Source organism: Longicatena caecimuris (genome assembly GCF_018406465.1).
GTDB classification, from domain to species: domain Bacteria; phylum Bacillota_I; class Bacilli_A; order Erysipelotrichales; family Erysipelotrichaceae; genus Longicatena; species Longicatena caecimuris.
Genome location: NZ_AP024510.1, coordinates 2,999,631 through 3,015,670, shown reverse-complemented (window position 1 = coordinate 3,015,670; position 16,040 = coordinate 2,999,631). Strand labels below are relative to the sequence as shown.

Below are 16,040 nucleotides of genomic sequence, written 5' to 3'. Positions count from 1 at the left end.
ATAAAACTCCTTTTGATAGAATAAGAATGCGGTCTGGCAACTGCATAAAAATCAAAAGGAGGACAAATAATGAATAATAATCCATTAAATGACGTACATACTTTATCACACACCACATGGAATTGCAAATACCACATAGTCTTTGCGCCAAAGTATAGAAGAAAAGTTTTTTATGGAGAAAAGCGACTAGAAATAGGAGCAATACTGAGAGAATTATGCGAGTGGAAAGGTGTGAAAATTATAACAGCAGAAGTATGCCCAGATCATGTGCATATGCTAGTTGAAATCCCACCTAAAATGACAGTATCAGGATTTATGGGATTTCTGAAAGGGAAAAGTAGTATTATGATCTATCAGAAATGGGGGAATATGAAATATAAATATAGGAATCGATCATTTTGGTGTAGAGGATATTATGTAGATACAGCAGGAAAGAATGACAAAGTAATTGAAGCATATATAAAAAATCAATTAAAAGAAGATGAACTAAGTGAACAATTGACACTGGATATAGAAGACCCGTTTACGGGTAATAAGAAATAGAAATGCAAATGCCAGACCGTATTGTTACGCTGGTAAGCGTAGCCTGAATCTGAGCCCCTTGGGGCGATTACGTAAAAACCACCAGCTAAGCTGGTGGATATTTATTAAAAAGGAAGAATAAAACTAATATTTGAAATGAATATATCGATAATAAGTGTTTGATAAGGAATTTCGAAAAAAAATAAAATTAATTTCTATATGATAGGTATGTTATAAACAATTGTCTTTATTCCTTAAGTATCAAATATCATGAAATAAGCATTTTTTTATTTACATATGTTTGCTTTAGATATGGTTATTCACTGCGTTGAATTTTCTAGAAATTCGCCTTATAATTTTAATGAAAAGATACATACAACGAATAAACAAATACAAAATATAACTTTTATGTAAAAACATTTTTCTACATTTTTCTTCGTATAGCACTATAATTCACATAATTTCGCAAGCTGATCATGATACGTATAAACAATATTGTGGCTATAAAAGGACTTATTGGTTCTTTTAAAGATAAAACGATATTCATGATGTTGGTAACAAAGCTATCCTTTGACAATATGCATTTATGCCAGTCAGTGAATATCAGAAAATGGAGAAAACAATATGAAAAAGAAAAGGATGAGGCATTTATTGACAGTTATTGTTTCTGCGGCGATGATACAAGGATTGTTTGCTTATGCTCTGCCATTAATGGCAAAAGAAACATCTTTCCAACAAGAAACAACAATTACGCAAACATCAGGTTCGCTTACCCTTCATGAGCATGATAGCGAGGGAAATCCCTTAGCGGATGCCTCTTACAGCATCTATAAAATCATGCGTTTTGAACAAGAAAGCACTTCGCGTTTTGTTATTGAGGAAGCTTTTCAAGATGTTTTAAAAAATGTTACACCAGATGCTTTAGGTAGTTATTCTACAACACAATTAGAAAAGCTAAGCCAACAACTTACCATAAAGGCGGAACAATTTCCTCCTTTAGCTACTGCTACTAGCGATGGCAGTGGCACGGTAAGTTTTAAAGATTTAAAGCTTGGCTATTATCTAGTGATAGAAACAAAAGCTCCAAACAATTACATATTAGGTAAACCTTTCTTAATTGCCATCCCTTCAACAAATAACTATCAAAATCATGAGGAAGGTAGTGCATGGGTCTATGATGTGGAGGCATACCCGAAAAATGAGATAGTAACCTTTGATAAGACCATTACCGATGCCAGTGATGGCTCAGTTAAGATAGGCGATTATGTACCATATCAAATAAGGACCAGTATGCCTGATTATGACGCTAGTTTCTTTGGCAATCCCACACCGGCGACCTTCATAATCATCGATACGATGGAAGATGGTTTGGCCATCCAAAACGATGCCAAGCATCCAATCACGGTAAAGGTGAATGATAAAGAAATAGCAGAAGGCTCAATGACCTATAGGATAAGGGCAGAGAATACGGCAGGGGAAGAAGCCGATTTGCACATTAGCTTCGCCGAAGATTTTATAAAAGAAAACGGAGGGCAACCAATCATTGTCACCTATGAAGCACAGGTAACAGAGAAAGCCAAGCAAGGGCAGGAAGGAAATCAAAATGCCGCAAGCTTGCAATACAACCACAAAGCAGGAGAAATTACAAACAGTGAAAAAGCAATCGTAAAGGTGTATAGCTTTGGAATTCAGGTAGAAAAGTTCACCAATGAAGGAAAGCCACAAGCATTAAAAGGAGCAGACTTCACCTTATTAGCAGCTGATGGTAAAGAAGTGTTGAACAATGCAAGTACAGATGACAAAGGAATTCTGAACTTTCATAATCTGGATGCAGGTACGTATTATCTAAAGGAAACAAAATCACCAACTGGCTATACTTTATTAGCAGAACTGATTAAGGTGGAGATTATCGCTGATGTAGATAGTGCAAAAAAAGCAACTGGTAGCTTTACATTAAAGGTAAACGATAAAGAGATCACCGATACAAGCGGAACCTTTATCACAAAACTGGATAACGATAGGGGAATTGCTAGTATTGCCATAGAGAATCATAAAGGTTTTACTTTACCATCTACTGGAGGAACAGGTATTACGCTTTTTTTGGTAATCGCTAGCGTAGGCATCTTAGTCATCAGCATGGTGATGGTGAGTAAGAGTAGGAAACAGGCATAGTGATAAAATGCAATAAATCAAAATAATAGAAAATGAATGAGGTAAAGCAGATGAAAAAAAGAAAGAGAGCATTACAAAAAGCATGTAGCCTGTTCATCATGTTCATGTTGACACTGACAACGCTAAAGGCAGTCGGAGGAACGATCGACATTCATCTAAAGGATTTTCCAAATGCAGAGAAAGCCGGTGTCACATTCACGCTGTATAAGGTAGGAAGTATGAGCGATGATGGAAAAGCAGCGCTGCATGAGAAATATGATATGCACTTACCGGATACGGCTGAAGAATTACAAAAGGTCGCAAAAGAGCTTACCCAAAAGACAGATAAGGAAACCATAGGAAAGAGAACAACAGATGAGAAAGGATATCTGTCTTTTACCAATATTGAAAATGGTATCTATTTATTGGTGCCATCCGATATGGAATCTTATGGCACGATTGATCCTTTCATTGTGACCTTGCCAATGTATGAGGAAATAGCGAATGTTATTCAAGGTCCAAGCTATTATCTGCAGGTAGAACCCAAAGCATCACCAAATGAAGCAGAAAAACCTAATTTACCAGTAGACCCCGAACATCCAAACAAACCGATAACTCCGGAACATCCTGATATCCCAACACAACCCAATAAACCGGGAACATCCACAAGCACGACAGATAAGAAGGAGGAACCAAAGAAGGAAACGACATCCACACAGACAGGAGATACAACACACAAAGATCTGTATATCTTGTTCATCATGCTTTCCACTCTTGGCATGTTTATCTTATACAACAAGCATAAAAGAGGAAGTGAACTAGACGATGAAAAATAAGAAAAAACAATTTGCGGCAATCTTATTAGCTGCATCCATGCTCTTTATAAATACGAATACATCTCTTTATGCCAAAGAAGAACCAAAGGCAAAACCGGAAGCTGCTCAGGAAACAAAAACCAATAGACAGCCTGCTACCACTATCTATGCCCCTACCCAACAGCCTTTATTAGGAACGGCTCCATTAAAGGAAGAGACGCCAAAGGATACCCCTGTCAAAGAAGAGCCAAAGACAGAACCAAAAGAGAGAGCTCTTTATACAGATGTAAAGGGACAAGTGTATCTAGACGATAATAAGAATGCCAAAGTCGATAAAGAAGAAAAAGGACTATCCGACATCGAAGTGCGCTTATATAAGATTAAAGAAGGCAAGCCAGAAAAAGAAGCTGCCTATCATACCCTGACAAACATCAAGGGAGAGTATGTCCTAGAGGAAGTAGAACTAGGTAACTATAAGATCGAATATAAAAGTGTCGATAGCGAAAAGAACCTAAAAGAATATACGATCATCCAAGAGAAAAAAGATGAGAAAGAACCAGTAAATAAAAAAGCAGAACCAAAACTAGTGGAGAAGAACAAGGAATACCGTATCGAGCAAGAAGATGTAGAACTCAAAGAAGGCAGTAAACTAGAACTAGCTTTATTTAGAGTAGAAGCGTTTGAAGAAGGAAAAGAAAGAAGACAAAAACAAGAAGTAAATAAGGAAGCTTCTAAAGCCGACAACCCGGTGAAGCAGGAAACGCGAAAGCAAAAAGAGACCGCGAATAAGAAAACAGAAACGAATACAACGAAGAAAGCAGAAGTCAAGCAATCAGAGAAACAAGAAGAAAAAACAATTCGTCATAAAATCACTAAAATAGAACCACTAATGACTACAGCGCAGTTAAACAAACTAAACAGTACAAAAGTAGGAGCAGCCAATGCACAGGATAGTGATTTCATAAAAGCTTTGTATGCAGTTTTAGATAGCGAAGACTGGGCATTCAATGCGTATTATGTAGGACAAAATGATAAATATCATGTAGAGAAGACAAATGATTTCTCATTGAAATACCAGATAGAATTTCACAATAATCGTGATATAGAAAAAGGTAGTGTTGAAATACGTATACCGGCTACATTGTCTAACGATAGGGATCACAAAGGAATCCTACCTACCAGCATCGCAATACCACAGGGAACCTTAGATGCTCCGGTAGAAAACAGAATCACACCATTCAATTATTATCTGGATGAAGATACCAATGAGCTTGTGTTCTTTAACTATAAAAAGATCACATCAGGTTCCAATGTGGCATTTCAGGTATTGTATAAGAATCTACAAATCATGGAATTCGTAGATGATAGTACATGGAGCTTAAAACCAACCGCCACTGTGCAATTTAAAGATCAAAAAGAAGAAAAGACAACGCCTCCTTTAACGGGACATATTGATTCACAAGTTAAGCTTTCCAAGGTCACAAAGACGCCGTATACCTTAGGGGCTAAAAGCTATTACCCAGGTATTTATACCGAGAAACAACTGGCTAGCATCGTAACGAGCCTGCCACAAGAGTACAAAGGTGATAACTTTACCAAGTATAAATATGTAGCTTGGCAAGTGCAGGTCACAGGAAGTGCAACTCAGCCATGGGAATTATACCTAAAAGATATATCAAATCTTGAGGGCAAAGTAGTTGGCTTCAATCGAAGCTACAACAAGATAAATTATCGTGGAGATAGTGCTTATTATAAAATTTCCGATATGAACAAAGATAAGCTAATACACTATGATAATCAATATGGGTATATCCTAGTAGTCGTTGCTTATCCTGCTGATAAGATCCAACCGAATACCTTGATTGAAAATACAGTTGAAGTCGTATTACATCCATATGATAGAGTAGATGAGGATCTAAAGCTAACAAGTAAAGCAAATTGGGTATATCGTGATTATGCATGGAACTACAAAGGCGATATCATCGGTGTCGATAAGAGTGGTGGAGGTACCTATAAAAGCTTTTTGGAAGCCTATAAAGCCGCAAGAAAACAAAATACCGATATTGGTGACATTCCATTTCACGTAAACAGTTCAACACGTGGCTATAAGCTCACCCATCATGCATCCAATGAAGATGGTAAATTAGGTGAACGTATCGAAGGAGCCAGCTATAAGATGACGACCGTCGATGATTTTCTCTATGCCTATCCAAATACCGGTTCAACAGACAGTTACAAGATCTTAGATGGAGATGATTACTACTATAGTCAGGTAAGCATCAAGCAAAACGATACCGGATATGATCCTTGGGAAGACAGCGAGGCAAAACCGGAAGAATCAAAGGATACCATCGTTTATGCAATGTTCAAAGGCAGCACAGTATGGGAAGAAGTCAAGGTTATCCCATGGAATGCTAGCGGAACGATGTCTTATACCTTTACAGAAGAACAGATCAATAGAAAACCATGGAGGGTAAAGGTAGAACATGAATCTGTTAATTACCTTTCCACATGTTCAATCGACCTAAAAGTACGTATCCAGCATGATTCGCCGGCCTTTCAAGAGCTGGTAAAAGATGAGGATAATGAGCAGATGCTCACCTTAGAAAATATTGCCGGTGTCATGGGACAAAGCTTACAAGATGGCAAGGAGGAAGGCTATTTTCACGATGCTACGATAGGTTTTAACTATGCCGAACCAGAATTAAAGGAATTGAGCGAAGCATTGTATGGTACTTTACCGATGCGTGATAATGCATTTGCTTATCTGACCTCGGTACAGAAAAATGCAGCATCTTATAAATATGGAACGAGCTGGAATGATGCAGGTACCGGAAGGGTACATCTGAAATACGATATCATGGCATATGATGGCTATGAACTATATGGTTCAGAAGCTATTGATTATCTAAAGGCAAATCTGGTCCGCTCACCGGGAAGAAAAGATGTCGTCTTTTATGATCTGTTGCCATATGGCGTAAAGTATGATCCTAGCGTAGAGATCATTGCAGGACGTGTAAAGACAACAAATGCTATGACATGGATGTATGAAAAGAGCTGGGATACCAGTCAGGTCAAGGTCAGTGTCGATTCTAAGGAAGATATCATAACGAATTATCGTGGAACGGGAAGAATGATGGTCAAGTTCCATATCCATTATGATGGTGCAGATCCATCAGGCTTTTATGATTCCATGTGGGCAGAAAGCTGGGGCATCAGCTTTGGTGCGTACTATGAATGGAAGGATATCGACATCAGCAATGCGGCAACGAATATTTCTGCGTTCATGCCAGAAAAAGAGGATAATGAGCCATTGTTAGGAACAGATGATCAGGTCATGTTGGATAATGGAAGCGATTATCCTGATACCTTATCAAAAGATGAATACAAGGTTTTGGGAGAGGATATTGATGGGGATGGTATAACGGATGAAAGAACGGTATTGTATGCCAACACCAGCGTCAATGATGATATGGCAATAGCCAATAGTGATACTATCGAGAAACTGGTAAAAGCAGATAATGACCGCTTCGGGGTCTTCTCAGAAAGTGCCATCGTAGCACCAAAAGAAGGCTATACCTATGAAATAACGGTAAGGAATGCACAGGATACCTTAAAGAATATCGTCGTATATGACCTGTTGGAGGATGCCCCAAAGCATCGCTCACAACAGGAGAAGGATAAGCACTTTGAAGATAACTGGTGGTATGGAACCTTTGATGGCATCATCACGACAGGCTTAGAGAAAGCAGGGATAAAGCCTGTGATCTATTACAATGCAGATAGAGATGCAAGAATATCAACAGAGGAAGAGCTTCCAAATTCTATATTGACGAAAGAGAATGGCTGGTATACAGAAGAAGAGTGGTTGAAAGATCATAAATTTGCGGATGTCAAGGCAGTCGCAGTAGACCTAAGCAAGAAGATGAATGGTGATGATTTTGAAATCGTAGATATGGGCTCTGTGAGCTTTCGGATACATATGATCTCACCAAATGAGGATGAATCCAAGGTAGATGCCGACCACAGCAATACAGCCAATAAGAATGACACGGCTGTCTATGCTTATAACAATTCTGCCTATTATTCAGAAAAAGTAGGAACCAGTACAAAGCATACGGTCATCGGGAATTCTGTACAGGTATCACAACATGAATTAGAAAAAGTAGAGATCGTAAAAGCATTTGGTGGCGATGTACCAAAAGAAAAACAAAATAGTGAGTTCCGCTTTATCGCAAGCTATAATGGTTCTACCTATGCCACACAAGAATATCAATTATTTAAGAAGATAGATGGAACTTGGGAACGCCAAGGAACCAATCGTGTCTATGCGACGGAAGCAGATGGCAGCTTTTATCTGCATGCGGATGAAAAAGCGGTATTCGATGTCAAGGATAAGAATCTGTTGACGGTAGAGGAAGAAGAAAATCCATTCTGGAAAGTAGAAATAGAAACTAAGGAACAGGATGAGATCCAGATAAGGACATATAAGAATACGTATCGTCCGGTATTATATGCGCAAAAGAAGCTGGAAAACGATCCTAAGGATAAGGAAGCAGAAGTCAAGAAAGAAAGCTTCATCTTCCAAGCATTTGCAGATGGAGAACCAATGGCAAATGCTGAATACTGGCTCGTGGATAGCGTGCGTACGGATGGCGGTATCCCTAAGAAATTGAATCAGAATGTCTTGAAGACGGATAAAGATGGTAAATTTACGATCAAGGCAGGAGAGATCGTAGCTTTGTTCCCGGGTGTTGCAGGAACAGCATATGAGATCAAAGAAACACAAAAAGGCGATGATTGGTTTACGGATGCAGGAAAAGATAGCGTAACAGGAACGATGGTAAATGATGGCAATTCTGTAAGCATCACAAACTATTACAAATGGAAAGATCTATATCTGAAGAAAGAACTTACCCATCAGAAAGCTGAAGACTGTACCCAAGCATTTACTTTCCAGGTATTCACAAAGGATACACCATTTGCAAATGCAGAATGGGTCATCCTGAAGGAAGATGGAACAGAAAGTGATGTGCATGGCACAACGGATGATGAAGGTAAATTCAGCATTGCATTAGCAGGTAAGACCGTAAAGATCAAAGGCTTTGAGGCAGGCACATCCTTCAAGATCGTAGAGATCGATAATACAAGTGATAACTATGAAGCGATCCAAGGGACGGTAGAAGGAACGATGCCGCTGTATGCCTTAAAGAGCGATGCAACGATCATCAATGACTATATCCTAAGACCGATCCGTGTTACTAAGATGGTCAGCTATGATGCGACTGATATGACAGAAGAAAAATTGAATGCGATCAACGATAAAGAATTTACCATGACCATCAAGGTAAACGGTGCAATATATGCGAATAAGGAGTTCACGATACAACGTAGCGGAGAACCAGATACTACCACTACAACAACGGATATCGGTACCTTTACCATCAAGAATGGACAAACGATCATCTTCCATGATGTGGGACCAGCAGGTACCAACTATGAGATAATAGAAACACCAGATGTCAATTATCCACAGATCTTCCCGGCAAATGGGGAATCATCGACAGGTACGATCGATAAAGAAGGTTCCAAGGTAACCTTTGTGAATGGAACAGAAAACACATTGCTGATCGGAAAAGAATATGTCGTAGGTGATGGGGATGTCAATAAAATAGGAGAGCAGTATCTTGAAACGATCAAGAATGATCCTACCATTCGAGGAAAAGAAAAAGTAACCTTGAAACTAGAAGTACAAGATGCAAATGGTGATTGGAAGATCTGGCCTTCTGAAACCCAAAATGTGCAAGTAACCGATGCACTAACCAACACGATAGAAACGATCACTTGGAATGCCAATAGTACCTTGACGTTAGAACCATGGAAACAGGTCGTCATTCCTACATTAACAGCTGGTGACAGCTATCGTTTGAGCGAAAGTACAAATGACCAATACAAGCTGTATAAAGATGGAGCAAGCTTTATCGAGATTACCCAAAAAGAACCGCTAAACGATGGTGCAATACAAGATACGATCGAGAACAAGCCATTAGCGATCATCAAGAATCAGATCATAGGTAAACAACAGAAGTCCATCATCCAAAAGAAGATGAGGCTAGGCTCTGAGGAAATACCTACAGGTTCGCAATTGGTCTTCCGTGTAGAAAGCTATGATGGAAAGGTATGGAATCCGGCAAATGAAATTTCTTATATCGTAGGGGATGATAATGATTGGATAAACAATCGCATTCAGAAAACAAAAGCTGATGGAAAGATAACGGTAGAGAAAACAGCAAAGGGTTATCCAATTATTTATTTCACAGAGCATGATGTTAAGATCAATCCAAGCAATCCAATGAAAGATAGCTATCGTATCGTAGAAATCTTAGAAGAAAGTGAAGATACATGGGGCATCCTATCCGGATATCTGCAGCTAGCTGATAGCTATAATGGCAGCTTGGCTATCGAAGATGCGAATACTTTCGTCAATAGCAATCGTACGACACCAATTGAAATAGCGAAAGCACTTAATGTAGACAGTGAACAGGAATTCACCTTCGAGCTAAGACAGGTCACACGTTCCAAACAAGAAGTGATCACAAGCTTAGAGGATATCCTAGAAAGCAGAGAAGGAACCAATATCAGCTATGTAATCTATGATGTAACCACAAATAAACAAATAGCAACAGGAAATACAGGAACGACAGGTGAGATCAAGATCAAAGGCAATCAATACGCAGGATTAGATCTACCAGATGATACTGCATGGACGGTAAGTGAGAAACAAGATACACCATATATCTTAACCGACCTATCAGGAACAAACGATAAGACATTGCAGTTAACGAAGAACATGATGTTGATACAGGCAAAAGCACCGATCATACTGGCAGACCTATCTGTAGAAACAAATGAAGAATACTTCATAGAAGACAGTAAGGTAGATAAATCCAAATTCACTGTAAATGCACTCTATTCAGATGGAAGGGTAGTATCATTATCTGATGATGATTATGAGATAAATATAGATACAGTACCTAAGAATGTGAGAACATTTGATTTAACATTCACCTATACCGATGATCAAACAGGAGAATCTATTAAGAAAGTAAAATCTTTAAAAACAATAGGAACGATAACATTAACAAAAGAAATGGTAACTACTGGTGTAATAGATGCCAATACAGGAGAACCTGTAGTATTAAATACTGGCGATGTAGAAATACCAGAAGTTATAATGTATGAAGGCAATCCGCGTGTTATAACATCAATAGGTGAACTTGCATTTTATGGCAATGAAAATATTACAAGTATAAAAATGCCGGATACGATAATAAGCATAGAAAGAGCTGCATTCGAAAAGTGTAGTAAAATTACGGGAGAATTGAGAATACCAAACTCAGTAACAAGCATTGGAAAATCTGCATTCCAAGAATGTAAAGGATTCACAGGATCATTAATAATTCCAGACACAGTAACAAGCATAGGAGAATATGCATTCTATGGTTGCAAAGGCTTTACAGGAAATTTAATAATCCCAGACTCAGTAACAAGCATAGAAAATGGTGCATTCTCTAATTGTAGTGGATTTAACGGAACATTAACAATATCAAAATCAATAACTAGCATAAAAAGTTATGTATTCTCTAATTGTAGCAATTTATCAAGTTCATTAATAATTCCAGACAAAGTAACAAGTATAGAGAATTATGCATTCTATGATTGTAATGGTTTAACTGGTAAATTAATTATTCCCAAATCCGTAACAAGCATAGGAGATGATGCATTCTCTTATTGTAGTGGCTTCACTGGAGATTTAGTAATACCAGATTCTGTAACAAGCATAGGAGAATATGCATTCAGCAATTGTAATGGCTTCACAGGCTCATTGACAATTGGAAATTCCATAACAAGCATAGAAGATTCTACATTCTATGGATGTAATGGCTTCAAAGGAGATTTAATAATCCCAGACTCCGTGACAAGCATAGAAGAATATGCATTCTATGGTTGTAACGGATTCAAAGGCTCATTAATAATCCCAGATACCGTAACAAGCATAGGGTATTTATCATTCTATGGATGTAATGGTTTCACTGGCTCATTAATTATTCCAAAATCCGTAACAAGTATAGGAAGTGCTGCATTCCAAGGTTGCACTAATCTTGAAAAAATCATTTTTACAGGTAATACAGATCCAAGTACTATGCGTAATTACCCTTGGGACTTTGATCCAGGTAAAATCGAATGGCAACCATCACAGGAAGGGGCATGATATTATGAAATATATAAAACGAATCAGCGTACTATTGCTTGCTGCTTTCTTTATGGTCGCAGGTACGCAAGCTATACAGGCAGAGGAAACAACGAGAATGACCTTTACCAATGAAGAGAATAAGACTCCTGACCTCTTTATCACCAAGCATGTAGAAAGTGCTGATGATCGTTATGAGGTACCAAAGGATGTGGCTTTCAAATTCGTATTAAAGTTAAATGGAAAGCTTGCCAATAAGGAACAATACCGTGTGTTCAATGAAAACGGAGATGAGGTATACAATCATCAGGATGGTACGATATCTTCGGAAACAACCAATAAGATACCTGTCATGACCGATCGTAATGGAAACTTTACCTTATATGGTGGATATACTGCAAAATTTGAGTATGTTGGCAATGGGGTATCCTATGAGATCTTGGAGCTGCCGCAAGAAAATTTTCAACAGGTTTCTCCGGCAGCGGGGACCTCTGCCATCGGTACGATCAAACCAGATGGTGCCAGAGTTGAATTTGTGAATCTATATATGCCATATGTTGAGCAGAAGACAACGGATCTGATCGTAACAAAGCATATCTCCTTTCCACAAGGTTATGTATATGATGGAGAAGATAGCTTTCACTTTACCTTGAAGCTGGAAGGGAAAGCATATGCGGATGAGGCATATACGATCAAGAATAGCGATACTGGCGAAGAAGTAAAAGAAGCAAGGACCGATGAAAACGGCAGGTTTACCTTAAAAGGCGGACAGAATGCTGTCTTTAAGGAAGTCAAGGCAGATGTGGACTATGAGGTCGTTGAGGAAAACGCAGAAGGTTGGCGAGTATTGGGGGATGTAAAACAAAGCGGAGCGACACAGGCACCGGTAACAGCAGTGCAATATACCAATGCGATTGCTTCCTTTGGGGTCAATAAGACATTGAGCGATAAGAACACATCGGATGAAACATTTACGTTCTTATTGATGGATCATATGAAGAAGGCATGGAGCAATGCAAAGTATGTACTGTATGATAGTGTGAGTGGAAAACGTGTAGATGATGCAACCTATACAACAGATGAGAATGGACATTTCACCTTGAAAGCGAATCAGAGTGCTATGTTCTTAGATATAGAACCAGGAACGATATACAATGTACAGGAAATAGTAAAACCAGGCTATATCCAAAAGACACCGGTAAGCAATGAAGGCTATGAGAACAAGGTCGTAGGCGATAATGTGCAAATACTGCCATTTGTGAATGAAGAGATGAAAGAAGAAGGAACGTTATCCGTTACGAAGCTGATTGAGAATACAACAGGTGAGATACCGATGGATGATATCAAGTTCACCTTTGTGTTGAGCAGAAAGAATGGGGACGTTTATGAAGCTGTCAAGAATGCGAACTATGTCATTCCAACAGGTGATGCAGAGAGTACATATAAGACAAATGAAGCGGGTGAATTTCAGGTAAAAGGAAATCAGACCGCGCTATTCAGGGAGCTGAAACAAAAAGAAACTTATAAGGTAGAAGAGAAACAGACGAATGTGGAATATAAGATTCTTACCAATGCACAAGAAGAAAAGCTTGATAAGAAGATACAATTCTCATTTACTAACGCCTATACACCAAAAGAAATTGCGGTTTATCTAAAGAAAATGAATCGTGATAAGGAAGCCTTAGAAGGAGCAGAGTTTACTTTGTATAGCGATGCAGAGATGAAAAATGCGATCGCAAGCTATACAAGCGGAAAAGCAGAAGGCTTGTTGATTAAAAAGCTGCGAGCAGGTACCTATTATCTGAAAGAAACGAAGTCACCAAAAGGCTATAAGTTGCTGGAAGAAAGCATCAAGATCGAGATCACAAGAGAAGAAGGAACAGGAAAGCTGTTTGTGAAGGTCAATGGGAAAGCAGCAGAGCAGAGTGAAGATGAGCAGATATATGTCATCACGAAGGAAGTAGGCGAAAGTGATGAAGTGCATATGGTCGTGTACAATGATAAGAACTTCTGGATACCAATCACAGGAGGAACAGGGATTGCAGTATTCATTGGAATTGCAATCATTGGCTGTGCAGGAGTATTGTTCGTGCTTAAGAAAAGGATGAGGAAAACGCATATCTAACATTTTATTTCATGTAAGTTAAAGGAACTTGGAGTTTCATTGGTGTGATAAAGATCATTCCAAAGTAATGAGATTCCAAGTTTTTTCATACACCTAAGAATATGCATATTAACAGACTAAAAAATACGTTATAATTGTATTTAATCTTAATAATGCTTATTTTATACAATAAATTGGAAAAGATGGTGAAAAAATGGCAGCAAATGAAAATCTTAAAAATTTTTATATTCTATTATTAGATTTAAAAGAACCGAAACAGATTGCATATTTTACCCAACATTTGAAGGTATCCACAAAGACGATATACAATTATTTAAAGGAGCTGGAATATGAGCTTCGTCCATTTGATCTTCATGTCGAAAAGCGAAGAGGTGAGGGGTATTTGCTAGTTGGTGCTGAGGATGAGCGAGATGTGTTTCGGCGTTATCTTGAAGAAACATATTTAACACAGGACTTCACTGACTTTCGCAGAAAAGAGTTATTAGAAAATCTTTTGATGAAAGATGAAACGGTATCTGTTCGCAAGCTGGTAGAGAAATATGATGTTGCGAAAAGCAGTATCGTCAATGATTTAGAATATGTAGATAAGGTATTGCAAAAGAATGAATTATTCTTAGTAAGAGATAAGAGTGGTACATATGTGAGCGGAAAGGAACAGCACATTCGCAGTGCAAAGCGTAACTATGTTTTTGAAAAGTTTAAAGAGAAGTTGTCTGCTAAGGAAAGCTATGATTTAAAAACATGCAAAGCAATTTTGGCAAATTATGTAGCGAAAAGATATATGGAAATTGCGGAAGAAATGATTACCTTTGTAAATGATAAACTTTCTTGTGAACTAATGGATGATATGTATTATTATCAGATTTTTATACAGTTTGCTATCTTTCTTGATCGTGTGGAAAAGGAACATCTTTTAATACAAACAACTTATCGTCCTGTTGTATCGGAACTACATCGGTTAAAAACTTATCCCGTGACATTAGAATTGGCACAATGGCTGAAGAATACCTATGGGATTGCTTTAAAAGATCAAGATGTACGTTGGCTGAATGCTCGGGTATCCGGTGTTTATCATGAAAATGATATACATAGTGTGAGTCGTAAGGCGGAAGAGATTAGAAGTCAGTTAAGTGAATTCATAGAAACGATTTCGGCGGTAGTAGGAGAAAATCTGAATGATGATGAGGAATTATTTAAAGGTTTACAGCAGCATGTTGTTCCTATGATGACACGCATTACGAATAAGATTAAGATTACCAATCCTTTTTTACCGCAAATAAAAGCACAATATCCGGCACTATTTAGTGTATTGGTCTTAGCTGCTTCCACCTTTGAGAATTCTTTGAATATTCATCTTTCAGATGATGAAATTAGTTTTCTATTAATCCATGTACAGGCTGCTATCGAACGCTATAATCTTTCTAAGAAAATTGCCATTGTAATTCATTCAAGCGGTGCGAATGCGGATTTAGTAGAACATCGAGTGAAACGCAATCTGCCACGTTTTGATGTTGTCGAAACCTTTAATTTAGATGATTTAAAACTATCCTATCTTGATGATTTTGATTTTATCATATCCACAGTAGAGATTGCTTATGATAAAAAACCTGTTATTTTGATTTCGCCACTGGTGGACGAATATGATGTTCATAAAATTAATCAGATATGTGCCGATACAAGCAAGCACAAAGAAAGTGTTAAAAATCTATTGTTAGAAACGTTGGATAAAGAAACCCTACTTTTAAAACAAGATTATGAGGATAAAGACACGGTCTTGGAAAAAATTCATACGATTTTTATGCGCAATGGTTATGTCAGTGAAGGTTTTTTGGCATCTATGAAAGAAAGAGAACGCATGGCACCTACGGAAATGGGAAATGGTTTAGCAATACCGCATGGGATTTCAAAGTATGTGAAAAAGGAAAAGATCCTCGTAATGACATTGAAAAAACCAATTGTATGGGATAAAGAGAAAGTAGACATCATTATTTGTCTGGCCTTTAATTTTGCGGATAAAGAACGTTCCAGAAAGTTGATTAGCAATATTTATCAGTTCATCAAATCCAAAGATACGATTCACCGCGTACGTGAATGTACAACAGAAAAGGCATTTTATGAAATTGTCAGAAGTCTTTAAATGGTCTTGCTACACCTTGTATTATCATTTAAGCTAACC

Annotated in this window: 6 protein-coding genes; all 6 read left to right on the top strand. The window is 38.0% G+C overall.

Annotated features, from left to right (window positions below; genetic code table 11):
- The first annotated feature begins 69 nt into the window (after window positions 1-69).
- On the top strand, window positions 70-543 hold the full coding sequence (gene tnpA / locus KJS44_RS14050; RefSeq protein ID WP_008686955.1) for an IS200/IS605 family transposase: 474 nt from the start codon (window positions 70-72) through the stop codon (window positions 541-543).
- Between the two features lie 603 nt (window positions 544-1,146).
- Entirely contained in the window at window positions 1,147-2,694 is a 1,548-nt protein-coding gene (locus KJS44_RS14045; protein ID WP_008690353.1) for a SpaH/EbpB family LPXTG-anchored major pilin, read from the top strand.
- Window positions 2,695-2,744: 50 nt separating this feature from the next.
- The gene (locus KJS44_RS14040) at window positions 2,745-3,509 is read left to right on the top strand and encodes a pilin N-terminal domain-containing protein (RefSeq protein WP_008690356.1); all 765 of its coding nucleotides are present in this window, start codon (window positions 2,745-2,747) and stop codon (window positions 3,507-3,509) included.
- Window positions 3,499-11,760: a leucine-rich repeat protein gene (locus KJS44_RS14035; protein WP_008690358.1), complete on the top strand. Its 8,262-nt coding sequence runs from the start codon at window positions 3,499-3,501 to the stop codon at window positions 11,758-11,760. Before KJS44_RS14040 ends, KJS44_RS14035 begins: the two co-directional genes overlap by 11 nt.
- A 4-nt stretch (window positions 11,761-11,764) precedes the next feature.
- Window positions 11,765-13,864, top strand: a complete 2,100-nt coding sequence (locus KJS44_RS14030) for an MSCRAMM family protein (RefSeq protein WP_008690359.1) — start codon at window positions 11,765-11,767, stop codon at window positions 13,862-13,864.
- A 193-nt stretch (window positions 13,865-14,057) separates the two neighbouring features.
- Window positions 14,058-16,001 (top strand): BglG family transcription antiterminator, encoded by a 1,944-nt coding sequence (locus tag KJS44_RS14025; RefSeq protein WP_008690361.1) that lies wholly within the window; start codon window positions 14,058-14,060, stop codon window positions 15,999-16,001.
- Window positions 16,002-16,040 lie beyond the last annotated feature (39 nt).

What these genes read in the sequence shown, in the direction of transcription:
- tnpA (WP_008686955.1), top strand. Translation starts at nt 70, where the DNA reads ATGAATAATAATCCATTAAATGACGTACATACTTTATCACACACCACA.
- KJS44_RS14045 (WP_008690353.1), top strand. Translation starts at nt 1,147, where the DNA reads ATGAAAAAGAAAAGGATGAGGCATTTATTGACAGTTATTGTTTCTGCG.
- KJS44_RS14040 (WP_008690356.1), top strand. Translation starts at nt 2,745, where the DNA reads ATGAAAAAAAGAAAGAGAGCATTACAAAAAGCATGTAGCCTGTTCATC.
- KJS44_RS14035 (WP_008690358.1), top strand. Translation starts at nt 3,499, where the DNA reads ATGAAAAATAAGAAAAAACAATTTGCGGCAATCTTATTAGCTGCATCC.
- KJS44_RS14030 (WP_008690359.1), top strand. Translation starts at nt 11,765, where the DNA reads ATGAAATATATAAAACGAATCAGCGTACTATTGCTTGCTGCTTTCTTT.
- KJS44_RS14025 (WP_008690361.1), top strand. Translation starts at nt 14,058, where the DNA reads ATGGCAGCAAATGAAAATCTTAAAAATTTTTATATTCTATTATTAGAT.